The organism is Streptomyces sp. ISL-99, from assembly GCF_018614005.1.
In the GTDB taxonomy this organism is placed as follows: domain Bacteria; phylum Actinomycetota; class Actinomycetes; order Streptomycetales; family Streptomycetaceae; genus Streptomyces; species Streptomyces flavidovirens.
In genome coordinates, this window is sequence record NZ_JAGGPC010000044.1 from 14,733 (window position 1) to 30,039 (window position 15,307).

Consider the following 15,307-nt stretch of genomic DNA (forward strand, 5'->3'; position numbering starts at 1 on the left):
GAGTCATTCGATGAGAGTGCTGTTTACGAGCCTGCCCGGTATCGGCCACCTGTTTCCCATGGTGCCGCTCGCCTGGGCGCTACAGGCGGCCGGGCACACCGTGCTGGTCGCCACCGACCGTGAGTTCCTCCCGGTGGTGACCGGAGCCGGACTGCCTGGCGCGGCCGTGCTGGACCCGATTGACCCGGTCGAGCTGTTCAAACCGGCGGGCCCGTTCGGCGGTCCGGTGAGCCCGGCCGAGAGTACCGGCCACCGGTGCGCCGAGGCCGGTATCCGAGCGCTGCCCGCCATCCGTGCACTCGTTGACGTGTGGCACCCGAACCTGGTGATCGCCGAACCCATGGAGCTGGCCGGGCCTGCCGCAGCGACGAATGCCGGCGTGCCCTGGGTGCGGCACTCCTACGGCCTGATCCCGCCGGAGCGACTGCTGAGCGCCGCGGCTGCGGCCCTGGACACCGATCTGGCAGTACGCGGGCTGTCCCCGTTGGGAAAACCGGCCAGGACGATCGACGTGTGCCCTGACAGCCTCCAGCCTTCGGATGCAGTGGCGACCATGCCCATGCGGTATGTGCCCTACAACGGCCCGGCCAGCGTGCCCGACTGGCTACTGGCCGGGCCGTCGGCCCGGCCACGGGTATGCCTGACCCTAGGCACGTCCCTGCCCCGGCGTGATCCGCACGTCGCACCGCTGTGGCGGCTGCTGCTGGATGAACTGGTGGCCTTGGGCCAAGAGGTGGTCATCGCCATCGACGAGAGCCACCGGCCGCTGCTGGGTCACTTGCCCGACGGCGTGCGTGCCGCACGGACCCCGCTGTGCGACCTGCTGCCGACCTGCACGGCGATCGTGCACCACGGTGGCTCCGGGAGCACCATGGCGGCGGCGTCGTTCGGCGTGCCGCAACTGGTCGTCCCGCACTTCGCCGACCATTTCACCAATGCGGAGCGACTCACCGCCGTCGGCGCGGGCACGAGCCTGCCGCACGACACCGATGACCTGGCGCGGATCAAAGCGGCCTGCGCGCTGATCACCGGAGACGGCCCGCACCGCGCGATCTCACGCCGACTCGCCGACGAGAACGTGAGCCGACCGAACCCGACCGAGGTGGCCGAGGACCTGGCGGCACTGGTCCTCGGTCACGACCAGGACAGTAGGCAGGATCTCCATCCGACCAACGATTTGGATTGTGCCGGTACGGGCGGACAGGCCGATCAATGATCATCGCGTGAAAGCTCGTTCTTTGGCGGTTACATGAAACTATTTCCTCGGCACCTCAACCGATGGGGGACCAGCGGCCGGCGGGTGCGGTGACGTCTGCCACCGCAACACTGGTGAGCCTCGGGTGGATTCGCTCACACTCGCGCTGCTGCTCGAAAAGGTGAGCGCCGTGCTCGCAGATTGGAACGACATGCTAATTCTTGGCCTGAACGGGAATGTGTCCGCAGCGGGCGCCGATGTGGTGCCGAACCTCAACGAGCTCTACATGCACGACGCTGCCGCCACACTGGTCCACGACGGAGTTCTCGTTGCGGCGGTGGAGGAGGAGCGGCTCAACCGGATAAAGAAGACGACGAAGTTTCCCAGCAACGCGATTCGGGAATGCCTCGCCATCGCGGGTGCGACTCCGGCGGATGTCGACGCGATTGGCTACTACTTCACCGAGGACTTCTTCGACGACATATTCCAGCAGCTTTACACCGACCACCCGAGGGTGCCGACGCGGTATTCGCGCGAAATGATCCTGGAGCGTCTTCGCGTCGACCTCGGCTGGGCGGCTCCGCCGGAGATCCTCCACTACGTGCCGCACCACTTGGCGCACGCGATGTCGACGTACTACCGGTCGGGCATGAGCGAGGCACTGGTCGTCGTCATGGATGGGGCGGGTGAGCGAAACTGCGCCACGATCTACCGGTCGAACGGGGCCGAGCTGCTTGAGATCGCGTCGTACCCGGTGCCGAAGTCGCTCGGCATGTTCTACCTGTACGGGACCCGCCACCTCGGCTACGGCTTCGGCGACGAGTACAAGGTGATGGGCCTCGCCCCGTACGGCGACCCGTCCACCTATCGTGAGGTCTTCTCGACGCTGTACTCGCTCGGTCCAAACGGTACGTACGAGCTGGTCCCGCGTGGGGGAGTGGTCTACAAGATGACCACGACCCTCCGGGAGCACGGTCTGCAACCCCGTCGTCGCGGTGAACCGTTCACCCAGGCGCACATGGACTTTGCGGCGAGTATGCAGGAAACCACCGAGAAGATTGCGATGCACGTGCTCGGCCACTGGGCACGCTGCACGGGCCTGCGGAACCTGGCGTTCGGTGGCGGTGTCGCCCACAACTCGACGCTCAACGGCCGCATCCTCGCCTCCGGTCTGTTCGACGAGGTGTTCATCCATCCGGCATCGCATGACGCCGGATCCAGCGAGGGTGCCGCACTCGTTGTCGCGTGGGAACGCGGCGAACGCGCGTGGCCGCTGCCGCGGCTGACGAGCGCGAGCCTCGGCCCGGATCTGGGTGACCTCGACTCGCTGGAGCGGACGCTCAAGTCGTGGAGCCTGCTCGTCGACGTCCAGCGTCCCGACGACATCGTCGAGGCCACCGCGCACCTGCTCGCCGCCGGCGAGGTGATCGGCTGGGCGCATGGCCGCTCGGAGTTCGGGCCGCGTGCGCTGGGCAACCGCAGCATCCTTGCCGACGCGCGCCCCAAGGAGAACCAGACGCGCATCAACGCCATGGTGAAGAAGCGCGAGAGCTTCCGCCCGTTCGCCCCGGCCGTGACTGCGGAGTCGGCCGCGGACTACTTCGATCTGCCGGAGACCTTGGGACACCACGACTTCATGTCGTTCGTCGTGCAGGTGCGAGCGGACCGCCGGGAGCTGCTCGGCGCGGTGACCCACGTCGACGGTAGCGCTCGCGTCCAGGTCGTCACCAAAGAGACGAACCCGCGGTTCCACCGGCTCGTCACGCGCTTCGGTGAGCTGACCGGCACCCCGGTGCTGCTCAACACGTCGTTCAACAACAACGCGGAGCCGATCGTGCAGTCCGTCGAGGACGTACTCGCGAGCTACCTCACGACGAGCCTCGACGTGCTCGTGATCGAGGACTTCGTGGTTCGCAGGCGGACCGAGCTGCCGTTGGCGCTGGAGGACTTCACCGTCGGTTTCCGCCCGGTGACGAAGCTCGTTCGCCGGCTCGCTCGCGTGTCGGCGGACGAGCCGGGCGTTCCCGGGGTCTCGCACGAGATCTACCTCGACTACACCGCCGGTCCGCATGCGACGATCTCGGCCGCGATGTACGACCTGCTGATGCATGCTGACGGTGTCACCCCGCTGGCCCGATTCGGCGTCGAGCTGACCGGAGAACTCCTGACCGAGCTTTATGGCCTGTGGCAGGAGCGCTTCGTCATCATCGGTCCCGTGAAGCCGGAAAAGGAGAGCCTGTGAGGGAGTGTGAGGAGCTGAACGCCGAACTGTCCCGACTCGCCGAACGGATGACCGCCTTCGGCGCCCGTTCGAATGCCCTCGCCGAGGCGATGCCGCTGAACAACGTCTGGGACCAGCGGCCGGCGGGTGTGGCGATGTCGGGTCTGTACCGTGAACGGTGTAACTCCCGGCTAGGAAGCGGCAGTTATGACTGACGTGACTGATGGAAACTACACCGAGAATCAATGTGCGTTCGAGGAACGCGTCGGGAGAGTCAGCTGTACCGGAGCTGGACCGCGCTCTGGTGAGGCAGCTGATGGCCCAGGCGAACGGCCACCGGGCCGGGGAAGGCTGCAGCGACAACTACCGCAAGGGATATCGAGATGAAGATTGAACCGATTACGGGGTCCGAGGCCGAAGCCTTTCACCGGATGGGCTCCCGGGCGTTTCACATGTACAACGAGTTCGTGGACCTGCTGGTCGGTGCCGGCATCGCCGATGGACAGACCGTGGTCGACCTGTGTTGTGGCTCGGGGGAGCTGGAGATCATCCTCAGCTCCCGGTTCCCCTCGCTGAAGCTGGTCGGTATCGACCTCTCGGAGGACATGGTCCGTATTGCCCGAGGGTATGCCGCCGAGCAGGGCAAGGCGCTCGAGTTCCGTCACGGGGATGCGCAGCTCCTGGCCGGTATGGAGGATCTGCTCGAGAAAGCGGATCTGGTGGTCTCGCGGCATGCGTTCCACCGGCTCACCCGACTCTCGGCGGCGTTCTCCACCATGTTGCGCCTGGTCAAGCCAGGGGGGGCGATCCTCAACTGCTCCTTCATGAATCCGAGCGACTTCGACGAGCCCCAGTTCCGGACGTGGCTCCAGTTTCTGAACCAGCGGCCTTGGGACTCGGAGATGCAGGCCGTCTGGGCGTTGGCTCACCATCACGCGCCCCGGCTCCAGGACTACCGCGAGGCCCTGGCCCAGGCGGCCAGTGAGACGCCGGTGTCCGAGCAGAGAGTTTGGGTCGATGACCAGGGCTACGGCGTTCCCACGGTCAAGTGCTTTGCCCGTCGGGCCGCTGCCTGAGTGGCTGGTCGGTCCTGCTGCTAAGCACGTTGCGGAAGTTTTGTCCGTAACTCGCCCGAGTTGATAGGTCCATATAGGAGGACCTCGTCAGGGTTTTGATCGAGTTTCCACACAAGATCACCCCGACGAGGTCCTCGCCAGCGGGATGCCCGCCACCCAGATCGCCGCGTTGCTGCACTACGATCCGCACACGGTACGGCGGTGGATCCCCCGCCACGACGTCGAAGGCGTCACCGGGCTGCCGGACCGGCCCCGCAGCGGCCAGCCCGTGGCTGGGCAGTCCCCGCCTGGGCCAACGGATTCGTGCCCTGCTCGCCACGCCGAAGGCGTGGACCACCTGCTCGAGAAGATCGGCGTCCGGGAAGAACTCGAAGACGGCGGCTACATAAAGAAATATGGTATCGAGTGGGTTTGGCGAGAGCAGCGAGAGCCCTGGAAGGTGCATTTACAGAACGTTTTGAACACGCCGATGGCGCACGCGCGGGCCGCGAGATTATCGAAAATATTCATCGACCGCGGACTCGGCAGTGAGGATCGCGCCCGAAGTAATCAGCTACGGATTCGTCGAGCTGAAGGCGTAAGCACGGTAGGTGGAAACTTCTGAGCCGAGGCACCTAGACCCGGCTGGGGGTGGCACCTATCGTAGTTAGGGTGACAAACACACTATCCCAATCTCAGCCCGAAGAAACCACGCAAGGAACGAGCAGCGACTCATCGCTGTATCTGGACCTCATGATCAAGGTGCTAGCCGGGACGGTGTATGAGGATCCCGCGCACCGGGAAAACTTCTCCCATCGCGATTCAACGTACCGGGAAGAGGTCCGCAACGAGGGACGCGACTGGCCGGCGAACGCGCACACGATGATCGGAATTAGACGCCTCGAAAACATTCGGCAATGTGTCGAGGATGTTATTGGCAACAATGTCCCCGGTGACCTCGTGGAAACTGGGGTGTGGCGTGGGGGAGCGTGCATCTTGATGCGGGGAATTCTGCGCGCCCACGACGTGCGCGACCGGATTGTGTGGGTCGCTGACTCCTTCCAGGGCATTCCTGACGTCGGTGAGGACGGCCATGCAGGCGACCGGAAGATGGCGCTGCATCGGCGAAATTCGGTGCTCGCGGTGTCCGAGGACGAGGTCCGGCGCAACTTCCGCAACTACGACCTGCTCGACGAGCAGGTCCGGTTCCTCGCCGGCTGGTTCAAGGACACGCTGCCCACCGCGCCGATCGACTCGCTCGCCGTACTGCGGATGGACGGGGACCTGTATGAATCTACCTGGGATACCCTGATCAATCTCTACCCGAAGGTGTCCGTCGGTGGCTACGTCATCGTCGACGACTACATGATGTGCCCGCCGTGCAAAGACGCGGTGGACGAATACCGCGCGAGGTTTGACATTGCCGACGAACTGATCAAGATCGACCGCGACGGTGTTTACTGGCAGCGCACCGGGTAATTCACAGATAGTTGATCAATGTGGGATGCTGGTTTCGGTTGCCGGGCATAGTAATTGACCGGTTGTCGCGCCGGATCACGGGGGTCCACGGCCAGATGCCGCGGGGTGATCCGGCCAGCCACCCCCGCCGCGGTGGTTGAGGCCGGGGTTGGCGCCGACGCCAGGCATTGCCCGGCGGTATCGGCCCGCAGCCGATCCAAGGACACCAGATGATCCCCGCCGGTCAACTGCGCAGAAGCCAACGACAACAACAGTTCTGCGCCGGTGATGCCGTGGAGAAGGAGCTGTTCAGAGGCGTCTGCGGCCCGCTTGGCGATCGCGGTGAGGGACTTCGCGCCGGCCAGGACCGCGCAGACGGCGTGCCTGCGCGTGTACCTGCCGATCCATCACCATCACGGCCGAGTTTGGGTATCAGGCCCATACCGGCCCTATCTGACCGACCGCCAGAACGACGGAGCCCTGCACCCACGGATCCGACAGGAAGACCCCTTTTTGGGTTGCGCGGTGATTTGATAGGAGTAGAGACCGACGGTCTGTGGGCGCTCGCGTGAGAGCGCTACTCATGGCGTTTTGCGCCGTACATCTAATGGAACGCCCTGGCCTCAGCGATTTGCCGCCATGCCCATAGGCGGCCAGGACTGACGGAGGAAGTCATGCCTGCTCTCCCGATAGATCAAGAATTCGACTGCGAACGCTTCCGCGCCGATGTACGCGCTACCGCTGCCGCGATCGGCGCGCCCATTGCCCACCGTCTTATCGACACCGTCCTCGAGACCTTCCGTGACAACTTCGCCCAGAGCGCCACCTTATGGAAGACCACCAGCCAGCCTGGAGACCAACTGTCGTACCGGTTCTTCTCTCGCCTCAAGATGGACACCGTCAGCCGGGCCATCGACGCGGGGCTGCTGGACGCCGCACATCCGACCCTGCCCATCGTGGACGCCTGGAGCGGCCTCTACGGCGGCGCGCCGGTACAGTCGGGCGACTTCGACGCCGGGCGGGGGATGGTCAAGACATGGCTGTACTTCGGCGGCCTGCGGCCGGCCGAGGACATCCTCTCCGTTCCCGCTCTGCCGGCGCCGGTGCAGGCTCGGTTGAAGGACTTCCTCGCACTGGGCCTGGCACACATCCGGTTCGCAGCGGTGGACTGGCGCCACCACAGTGCGAACGTCTACTTCCGCGGTCAAGGTCCTTTGGACACCGTTCAGTTCGCCCGCATCCACGCCCTGTCCGGCAGCACACCACCTGCCGCGGATGTCGTGGAGGAGGTCCTGGCGTACATGCCCGAGGACTACTGCGTCGCCATCACCCTCGACCTGCACAGCGGGGACATCGAGCGGGTGTGCTTCTACGCCCTGAAAGTCCCCAAGGACGCGCTACCACGCATCCCCGCTCGCATCGCCAGGTTCCTTGAGGTGGCGCCCAGCCATGATCCGGAGGAGTGCAACGTCATCGGCTGGTCGTTCGGTCGCAGTGGCGACTATGTCAAGGCCGAACGCAGCTACACCGGCAACATGGCGGAGATCCTGTCCGGCTGGAATTGCTTCTTCCACGGTGAGGAAGGCCGCGACCACGACCTGCGCGCACTTCACCAAGACACGGGATCGACCACGGGAGTTGCCCGATGAGCAAGGCTTTGGCGAACATGCCCGGAGACGACTATTTCCGTCACCCGCCAGTGTTCGACACATACGCTGAGCACCGCGCCTATCTCAAATTCCGGCACGCCGTCGCGCTGCGGCACTTCGCCCGCCTCGGTTTCGACCAGGACGGCCTCGCCGGCTTGATCACCGTCGCCGACCCGGAACACGCCAACACCTACTGGGCCAATCCGCTGGCGCACCCCTTCTCCACCATCACACCGGCGGACTTGATCCGGGTCGACGGCGACAGCGCCGAGACCGTGGACGGCCAACGCCGGGTGAACATCGCCGCGTTCAACATCCACGCCGAGATCCATCGGGCACGCCCCGACGTCCAGGCCGTCATCCACCTGCACACCGTCTACGGCCGTGCCTTCTCCGCCTTCGCCCGCAAGCTACCCCCACTGACTCAGGACGCGTGCCCGTTCTTCGAGGACCACGAGGTGTTCGACGACTACACGGGTCTGGTGCTCGCCAAGGACGACGGGCGCAGGATCGCCAAACAGCTTCGCGGGCACAAGGCGATCCTGCTGAAGAACCACGGTCTGGTCACCGTCGGAGAGACACTCGACGCCGCCGCCTGGTGGTTCACGCTCCTGGACACCTGCTGCCGTGTCCAGCTGCTGGCAGACGCGGCCGGGAATCCGGAACCGATCCCCGCCGAGGTGGCGCGCCTGACAGCCCAGCAGCTCGGCTCACACCTGCTGGGCTGGAACAGCTACCAGCCCCTGCATGAAGCCGCCTTGGCCCGTGACCCCGACCTCGCGACCATGGAGCCTGCACTCCCGCCCCAGACGCCGGCCCTGTCAAGCTAGGACAGCCGACGCCACGTCCCCCGGGCCGAACCACGCGGTCAGCCCGGGGGACCGCACCACAGGGGCGCAACGTGCCACGACGACAGGCGGCGTTGACGTTCACGCGCGAAGGCGACGGGCCGGTCTCCGGAAGCCTTCTGATCACGGATTGAAACCCGTCGACAGGAATCTCAGCAACTACCACGGCGGGGCTGGAATCTCACATGGTGAATCGCTGGTTGGTTACTGGTGCGGCAGGAATGCTCGGGCGAGATCTGGTGGGGGTTTTGCAAGGGCTGAACGAACCGGTGGTTGCCGTCACTCGACAAGATCTCGACATCACCGACCGCCTTTCGGTCCGAGCTGTTGTCTCCACGTATCAACCGACTACAATCGTCAATTGCGCAGCATGGACGCGATTCAATGAGGCGGAGGCCGGTGAATCGGAGGCCCTTCTTATCAACGGAAGAGGGGTCAGAGAGCTGGCTTCGATATGCAGCGATCGATCGATACGGCTGGTCCACCTCTCCACTGATTACGTTTTCGACGGCACGAGTGGCCGGCCCTATGCCGAAAGTGCGGTCACCAGTCCGATCAACGCGTACGGCCGGACGAAGCAGGCCGGCGAGCAGGCTGTGCTCGAGTTGCTGCCGGACGACGGGACGATCGTACGAACCGCCTGGCTGTACGGGCGACATGGCACGAACTTCATTCGCAAGGTGGTCCGGCTGGAGCAGATGCGCAAGACGGTGGACGTGGTGGACGATCAGTGGGGCCAGCCAACGTGGACCGTGGATTTGGCACAACAGATCGTGGCACTCGTTCGCCACGGCGCATCCGGCGTGTTCCACGGAACGAGCTCAGGCGAGGCCACTTGGTACGACCTCGCCCGCATGACCTTCCGGCTGCTCGGTGCGGACCCCGGACGAGTTCGCCCGGTGCGCAGCGACCAGGTCGTCGGCGGCGAACTGCGGCCCCGGTACACGGTGTTGGGGCATGACGCCTGGCGGGAGGTCGGGCTGACGCCGATTCGGCATTGGGCTACCGCTCTGACGCAGTCGTTTCCCCTTCTGATTGCCGATGAATCGTAATATTCCTCGAGTGGGAGAAAGGAGGGGCCGCGGATGCGACTTCTGGTGACGGGCGGTGCCGGCTTCATCGGCTCGGAGTTCGTCCGGGCTACCTTGCGTGGCGCTCTGCCGCGCTCATCGGGAACTCATGTCACCGTGCTGGACAAGTTGACCTATTCCGGCAATGTGCTGAACCTGGCGCCGATTGCGGACCTGCAGAATTATCGGTTCGTGCAAGGCGACATCTGTGATCCGGACCTGGTGGACGATGTGGTGGCCGGACACGACGCGATCGTGCACTTCGCTGCCGAGACACATGTGGACCGCTCGATCGACAGTGCCGCTTCGTTTGTCCGTACGAACGCTCTGGGCACGCAGGTGCTGCTGGAAGCGGCCTCCCGTCACCGACTGGGACGGTTCGTTCACATCTCGACCGACGAGGTGTACGGATCGATTCCCGAGGGAGCCTGGACCGAGTCGTCCCCGGTGGCCCCGAACGCACCGTACGCGGCGGCCAAGGCGGCGGGAGACCTGCTGGCGCTGGCCTGGCACCGGACTCGCCGGCTCGACGTCGTGGTCACCAGATGCACCAACAACTATGGTCCGTACCAGTATCCGGAAAAGCTGATCCCGCTGTTCACGACCAATATCATGGATGGGCAGCAGGTTCCGGTGTACGGCGATGGCCGCAACCGCCGTCAGTGGCTACACGTGTCGGATCACTGTCGCGCCATCCAGTTGGTGCTCCTCGATGGTCGGCCCGGGGAGGTCTACCACATCGGCGGTGGCACCGAGTTGACCAACCTCGAACTGGCCGAACACCTCCTCGCGGCCTGTGGTGTCGGCTGGGACATGGTGCGGCATGTTCCGGACAGGATGGGGCATGATCTCCGCTATTCACTGGACACGACCAAAATTCGTACGGAACTCGGTTTCTCGCCTCGTGTCGAGTTCGCGGACGGGCTGGTGGAGACAGTGGAGTGGTACCGCAGTAACCGAGGTTGGTGGGAACCGCTCAAGAGTCCCAACGAAGCGACGGATTCACCCAGCGACGCCAGCAGGTGACGGCGCAACCGGGCGGAGGCACGCTTCGTGGATGTCGTCACGGATCTCCCGGCAGCCGGGGCCGCCGCCGGTGACCTCGGACTGGCGGAATGACCCGGATCAGGGGCGTGAATGGGGTGATGTTGCCGCCGGTCAGCGACACCTGCTCTGTGGACAACGTGTTCCGAGAACCATCTTGTCAGCAGTTCTTGCAGGTGAGGAATGAGGAGGGAGAGGAAGAGATGCAGGACATTGTGCGGCCCATCGACGAGTGCCGGGTGTGCGGACACAACGATTGGCTTGATGTGGTCTCGTTCGGGTCGACACCACTGGCCGGAAACCTGCTCGGCGAGGAAGACGACGCAGGGGGCGAGACTCTGTTCCCGCTGGATGTCGTCGTGTGTCGGCAATGCTGGCTGATGACACTGCGGCATGTCATCGAACCGAATGTCCTTTTCGGGCACTATCGTTACGTCGCCTCGGACGCAGGCTCGATCATCCAGCACATGCGGCAGCTCGTCGAACTGTGTATCGAGCGGATCGGCCTGACCGACGGAGACCTCGTCGTGGAGTTCGGCAGTAACACCGGCGCGCACCTGGAGCTGTTCCGGCAGGCCGGCATGCGGGTAGTCGGCGTTGATCCTGCGCGCAATCTCGCCGGCATCGCCAACGATCGCGGCGTGGAAACGATTCCTGCTGGTTTCACTGCCGAAGTCGGCCAGGAGATCGCGACCGGACATGGTCTGGCGCGACTGGTCTACGGGCGCCAATGTTTCGCCCACATCCCAGACGTTCACGAAGTCCTCAACGGAGTCTCCGCCCTGCTGGCTCCTGATGGCCTGTTCTTTGTGGAAGTTCCCTATCTGGCGGAACTGCTCGCAAACAATCAGTTCGACACCATCTTCCACGAACACGTTTCCTACTTTTCGCTCGGCTCGCTGTGCACGCTGTTCGAGTCGCACGGCCTTCGCGTCGTGGACGTCCATACAGCCGATGTGCACGGCGGCTCGATCGTGGTCTTCGCCGCCCCGGCCACCGCCGACTACGAGGTGCGGCCCGCTGTCGCCGAGATGCTCGCGGAAGAACGAAGCCAGGGCATCGCGGAGGAGGGAACATACCGGGAGTTCGCCGAGCGTACGGAACGGGTGCGCGCACAGATCCGAGAACTGGTACGCAGCGTGGTGGCAGAGGGCAAGTCAGTGGCTGGATACGGCGCACCGACCAAAGGCAGTGCACTGCTGGCCGCATGCGGGCTGGGACATCAGGAGATCCGGTTCTGCAGCGACACAACAGCTCTGAAACAGGGAAAAATATTTCCAAGGTCCAGAATTCCGATCTGGTCGCCGGAACAGGCAGGCGACCATGTACCGGACTACTACCTGCTGTTGGCCTGGAACTACGCGCCGGAGATCATCAGAAAGGAGAAGAAGTTTCTGGAGAACGGCGGCCATTTTATTGTTCCCATACCCGAACCCCGTGTGATATCGGCGGAGTCGACGTTGTGACGTCGAAGGCTGCACCAACGAGGATCAGACGTTGCCGGGTTGCTGATGGGGTGGCTGGTTGAGGGGAATCCTTCTTGCGGGCGGTACCGGCTCCAGGCTGTGGCCGGTCACCCGGGCTGTTTCCAAGCAGTTGATACCGGTCTTCGACAAGCCAATGATCTACTACCCGCTGACCACGCTGATGATGGCTGGCATACGGGAGATACTGGTGATCACGCGCCCCGAGGACCAGCGTCAGTTCCGTCACCTCCTCGGCGACGGCTCGCAACTGGGCCTGCGTCTTGAGTACGCCGTCCAAGAGCAGCCCGAGGGTATCGCGCAGGCGTTTGTCCTAGGTGCCGAGTTCATCGGCGACCAGTCGGTGGCCTTGGTCCTCGGGGACAACATCTTCCATGGCGGGGGCATGGGAACTCGGCTGCGTCAGTACAGCGACCCCGCCGGGGGACGGATCTTCGCCTACGTCGTAGCCGACCCCACGGCCTACGCGGTAGTGGAGTTCGACGAGGCCGGTACGGCCGTCTCCATAGAGGAGAAGCCGGCCAATCCCAAGTCGCGGTACGCCGTCCCGGGGTTGTACTTCTACGACAACCGGGTGTTGGAGGTCGCTCGCGGCCTGGTGCCGAGTCAGCGTGGCGAACTGGAGATCACCGCCGTCAACGAAACGTACCTGAAGTGGGGCGAGTTGCAGGTCACCGTGCTCGACCGGGGTACCGCCTGGCTGGACACGGGAACGTTCACCTCCTTGGTCCAGGCATCGGAGTACGTGCGTGTGGTGGAAGAACGGCAGGGCCTCAAGATCGGCTGCGTGGAAGAGGTCGCCTGGCGCTGCGGCCTCATCGGGAACGACCAGTTGCGGGAACTCAGCCGCCCGCTGCTCAAGAGCGGCTACGGCCCGTATCTCCTCGGCCTACTCGCCGATCAGGAGTTGAAGGAGTTGAAGTCGTCGTGAAACTTCGCCCGCTCGGTATGGAGGGTGCCTGGGAGATCACTCCCAAGCAACACGCCGATCCGCGCGGGGTCTTCCTGGATTGGTACCGCGTCGACCAGTTCGCCGCAGAGGTCGGCCGCCCACTGCGGCTGGCCCAGGCCAATCTGTCGGTATCCGTTCGCGGCGTGGTGCGCGGCATCCACTTCGCCGATGTGCCGCCGGGGCAGGCCAAGTACGTGACGTGTGTGCGCGGCGCGGTGTTCGATGTGGTGGTGGACCTGCGCGTCGGCTCGCCGACTTACGGGCGCTGGGAAGGCACCCGGCTCGACGATGTCAGCCGTCGTGCCGTCTACCTCTCGGAAGGCATCGGGCACGGCTTCTGCGCGATCTCGGACGAGGCCACGCTGTGTTATCTGTCCTCGCAGACCTACAACCCGGCATCCGAGCATGGTGTGCACCCGCTCGATCCCGAATTGGCCATCAACTGGCCCGCCGGGATCCCGTTGCTCTCCGCCCGTGACCAGGACGCGCTCCCGCTCGCCGAAGCCCGAAATTCGGGCCTGTTGCCCAGCTATGCAGCCTGTCAGGCGCTCACGGCGTTGACGAGCCAATGACGGTCCGCGCCGTGCCGACCCAGGGGCCGGCACGGCGCGGCAGCGGGTCATGGGGACGATGGTGTCCGACATGGGCGAGAAGGCAGCACGCGTCCTCGGCGTCCCCGACACACGGCCCGAGCGCCGAGCCGGCAACCCGGCACCACCCGGCCCTCGACAACCGGGGATCGAACGCCCACTGCCTCGCGAGCCCGAGATCGAGCACCCGTCAGCCCCGCCTGACGGAGGTGCTCTCATCCCGTCGGTAAGGGGCGACTCAGGTATGCGCGACAGCGTCCCGGTGGTCGACGTCCCGAGGTCCGTGAGCCTTGGCGCCCTGTTCGGGCTGCCGTGCCGTGTTTCCCCAGTTGTCCGGCCGCTCCCGCACCACCCCGCCGCCCTGCGGCCGCACTCGCGCCGCGGGCAGCAAAGGCTCCGCGATCTCCCACAAACCGACCGGCACAATCCAGTCCCAGCGCCCACGCCCCATAGGGGTTGTAGATCGTCTGTTTGGCCTACAGGTTCTTCGGTGGGCTGATCGACCTACGCCCGGATAGCGGTAAGGCGGCCGTCGAACAGGACGTCGAACTCGTTGAGGGGGGTCTTCCAGCGGTTGTTCCAGCGCTGGCGGCCGCGGCCGGTGGGGTCCAGGGCGAGGGTGGTCAGGTAGAGGCGCTTGAGGGCGGCGGTCTCGTTAGGGAAGTGGCCGCAGGCTTGGGCCGCGCGCCGAGCGGGCGTTCAGACTCTCGATGGCGTTCGTGGTGACAGCGGTGTAGACGGGCTTGAGGTCGCGGGCGACCTCGGCCCGGTCACGGCGCGAGGCATAGCGCAGGCTGTTGCGGATCAGGTGGACCACGCAGGTCTGCACCACGGTCTGGGGCCAGACGGTGTTAACCGCGTCAGGCAGGGCGGAGAGGCGGTCGCAGACCAGCATCAGCACGCCACGGACGCCCCGGTTCTTGATCTCGGTCAGCACGGTGGCCCAGTACTTGGAGCCCTCACCGCCGTCGCCGGCCCACAGTCCCAGGATCTCGCGGTAGCCGTCGGCGGTGACCGCGATGGCCACGTAGACCGGGCGGTTGGCGACGTGCCCGTCACGGATCTTGACGTGGATGGCGTCGATGAAGACAACCGGGTAGACCGCTTGAGTTCTATCGGTGGTTGCGAACGCTTTTGAAGGAGACGTTCGGATGCCGAGGTACGCCCCCAACAAGTTGTCGAGCGTGGACGCATGGCGGGCGCGGGCGTCAAAGGAGTACCCGGCGAACTTGGAGCGGATGAAGCCGCCGCGGCGGCTGACACTGCTGGCCGCGCTGTGCCATGTGCGGCAGACGGAGATCATTGACTCGCTGGTGGACCTGTTCATCCAGCTCGTGCTGAAGATCAACACCCGGGCGGAGCGGAAGGTCGACAAGGAGCTTAACGCCGAGCTTAAGACGGTGTCCTGCATGGTGAGGTTGCGGAAGCGTTTGTAGCAGCAGATTGCGGCTGCGAGTCCGAGAAAGGCCAGGTAGTTGCCGGGGTGTCGCTCGTAGCGGTGGTTGAGGCGGCGGTAGCCGGTCAGCCAGGACGTTGGGTCGGCCGCGCGGCGAGGTGTCTGCCAAGGCAGGTCCTTTTCCGCACGGCCTCCCGCCGAACCGGACGTGATGGTTTCCCGATCATCCGGCTCTCCAGTGATCACCGCGTGAGTGATTCAGCCGATCGCGCGACATGGATACGATCGTGACAGCTGACACAGGCCACAACTGTCTTGCGGCGCCGGTCGAGCATGACGCGTGCC

At 64.8% G+C, this 15,307-nt stretch carries 12 protein-coding genes and 5 pseudogenes; 14 read left to right on the plus strand and 3 right to left on the minus strand.

The features are described 5' to 3' along the window. Positions 1 to 10: 10 nt before the first annotated feature. The 14 genes and pseudogenes from J7E91_RS26060 to J7E91_RS26120 form a co-directional block, all read left to right on the plus strand. Positions 11 to 1,123: pseudogene (locus tag J7E91_RS26060) on the plus strand (nucleotide disphospho-sugar-binding domain-containing protein); the annotation flags it as partial. A 283-nt stretch (positions 1,124 to 1,406) separates the two neighbouring features. Further along, the gene (locus J7E91_RS26065) at positions 1,407 to 3,437 is read left to right on the plus strand and encodes a carbamoyltransferase C-terminal domain-containing protein (protein ID WP_214908818.1); all 2,031 of its coding nucleotides are present in this window, start codon (positions 1,407 to 1,409) and stop codon (positions 3,435 to 3,437) included. Beyond that, positions 3,434 to 3,631, plus strand: a complete 198-nt coding sequence (locus J7E91_RS26070; protein ID WP_214908803.1) for a hypothetical protein — start codon at positions 3,434 to 3,436, stop codon at positions 3,629 to 3,631. Before J7E91_RS26065 ends, J7E91_RS26070 begins: the two co-directional genes overlap by 4 nt. A 168-nt stretch (positions 3,632 to 3,799) precedes the next feature. Next, positions 3,800 to 4,492, plus strand: coding sequence for a class I SAM-dependent methyltransferase (locus J7E91_RS26075; RefSeq protein ID WP_214908805.1), 693 nt, complete (start codon positions 3,800 to 3,802; stop codon positions 4,490 to 4,492). A 136-nt stretch (positions 4,493 to 4,628) separates the two neighbouring features. Then, positions 4,629 to 4,830: pseudogene (locus J7E91_RS37090) on the plus strand (helix-turn-helix domain-containing protein); the annotation flags it as partial. Then, positions 4,821 to 5,096, plus strand: a complete 276-nt coding sequence (locus J7E91_RS37095; protein ID WP_308377129.1) for a hypothetical protein — start codon at positions 4,821 to 4,823, stop codon at positions 5,094 to 5,096. The pseudogene J7E91_RS37090 and the gene J7E91_RS37095, both read left to right, overlap by 10 nt. A 128-nt stretch (positions 5,097 to 5,224) precedes the next feature. Continuing rightward, positions 5,225 to 5,950 (plus strand): demethyldecarbamoylnovobiocin O-methyltransferase, encoded by a 726-nt coding sequence (gene novP, locus J7E91_RS26085; RefSeq protein ID WP_214908820.1) that lies wholly within the window; start codon positions 5,225 to 5,227, stop codon positions 5,948 to 5,950. Between the two features lie 653 nt (positions 5,951 to 6,603). Next, on the plus strand, positions 6,604 to 7,578 hold the full coding sequence (locus J7E91_RS26090) for an aromatic prenyltransferase (RefSeq protein ID WP_214908809.1): 975 nt from the start codon (positions 6,604 to 6,606) through the stop codon (positions 7,576 to 7,578). Next, positions 7,575 to 8,408: a bifunctional 4-hydroxy-3-prenylphenylpyruvate oxygenase/4-hydroxy-3-prenylbenzoate synthase gene (gene cloR / locus J7E91_RS26095; protein ID WP_251016262.1), complete on the plus strand. Its 834-nt coding sequence runs from the start codon at positions 7,575 to 7,577 to the stop codon at positions 8,406 to 8,408. Before J7E91_RS26090 ends, cloR begins: the two co-directional genes overlap by 4 nt. 203 nt (positions 8,409 to 8,611) lie before the next feature. After that, positions 8,612 to 9,478, plus strand: a complete 867-nt coding sequence (rfbD, locus tag J7E91_RS26100; protein WP_214908811.1) for a dTDP-4-dehydrorhamnose reductase — start codon at positions 8,612 to 8,614, stop codon at positions 9,476 to 9,478. 33 nt (positions 9,479 to 9,511) lie between these two features. Further along, complete coding sequence (gene rfbB / locus J7E91_RS26105; protein WP_214908813.1) at positions 9,512 to 10,522, plus strand: dTDP-glucose 4,6-dehydratase; 1,011 nt, start codon at positions 9,512 to 9,514, stop codon at positions 10,520 to 10,522. Between the two features lie 221 nt (positions 10,523 to 10,743). Further along, positions 10,744 to 12,006: a class I SAM-dependent methyltransferase gene (locus J7E91_RS26110; RefSeq protein WP_214908814.1), complete on the plus strand. Its 1,263-nt coding sequence runs from the start codon at positions 10,744 to 10,746 to the stop codon at positions 12,004 to 12,006. Between the two features lie 58 nt (positions 12,007 to 12,064). Continuing rightward, on the plus strand, positions 12,065 to 12,955 hold the full coding sequence (rfbA, locus tag J7E91_RS26115) for a glucose-1-phosphate thymidylyltransferase RfbA (RefSeq protein WP_214908815.1): 891 nt from the start codon (positions 12,065 to 12,067) through the stop codon (positions 12,953 to 12,955). Beyond that, complete coding sequence (locus J7E91_RS26120; RefSeq protein WP_374224781.1) at positions 12,952 to 13,548, plus strand: dTDP-4-dehydrorhamnose 3,5-epimerase family protein; 597 nt, start codon at positions 12,952 to 12,954, stop codon at positions 13,546 to 13,548. The genes rfbA and J7E91_RS26120 overlap by 4 nt, the downstream gene beginning before the upstream one ends. Positions 13,549 to 13,897: 349 nt before the next feature. Here the strand turns inward: J7E91_RS26120 and J7E91_RS26125 are convergent. From J7E91_RS26125 to J7E91_RS26135, 3 pseudogenes are all read right to left on the minus strand, one after another. Beyond that, positions 13,898 to 14,017 (minus strand): annotated as a pseudogene (locus tag J7E91_RS26125) (IS5/IS1182 family transposase); the annotation flags it as partial. A gap of 53 nt (positions 14,018 to 14,070) precedes the next feature. Then, positions 14,071 to 14,668 (minus strand): annotated as a pseudogene (locus J7E91_RS26130) (transposase); the annotation flags it as partial. A gap of 309 nt (positions 14,669 to 14,977) precedes the next feature. Continuing rightward, positions 14,978 to 15,097: pseudogene (locus J7E91_RS26135) on the minus strand (IS5/IS1182 family transposase); the annotation flags it as partial. Positions 15,098 to 15,307: the final 210 nt, after the last annotated feature.

What these genes read in the sequence shown, in the direction of transcription:
- J7E91_RS26065 (WP_214908818.1), top strand. Translation starts at nt 1,407, where the DNA reads ATGCTAATTCTTGGCCTGAACGGGAATGTGTCCGCAGCGGGCGCCGAT.
- J7E91_RS26075 (WP_214908805.1), top strand. Translation starts at nt 3,800, where the DNA reads ATGAAGATTGAACCGATTACGGGGTCCGAGGCCGAAGCCTTTCACCGG.
- novP (WP_214908820.1), top strand. Translation starts at nt 5,225, where the DNA reads ATGATCAAGGTGCTAGCCGGGACGGTGTATGAGGATCCCGCGCACCGG.
- J7E91_RS26090 (WP_214908809.1), top strand. Translation starts at nt 6,604, where the DNA reads ATGCCTGCTCTCCCGATAGATCAAGAATTCGACTGCGAACGCTTCCGC.
- cloR (WP_251016262.1), top strand. Translation starts at nt 7,575, where the DNA reads ATGAGCAAGGCTTTGGCGAACATGCCCGGAGACGACTATTTCCGTCAC.
- rfbD (WP_214908811.1), top strand. Translation starts at nt 8,612, where the DNA reads ATGGTGAATCGCTGGTTGGTTACTGGTGCGGCAGGAATGCTCGGGCGA.
- rfbB (WP_214908813.1), top strand. Translation starts at nt 9,512, where the DNA reads ATGCGACTTCTGGTGACGGGCGGTGCCGGCTTCATCGGCTCGGAGTTC.
- J7E91_RS26110 (WP_214908814.1), top strand. Translation starts at nt 10,744, where the DNA reads ATGCAGGACATTGTGCGGCCCATCGACGAGTGCCGGGTGTGCGGACAC.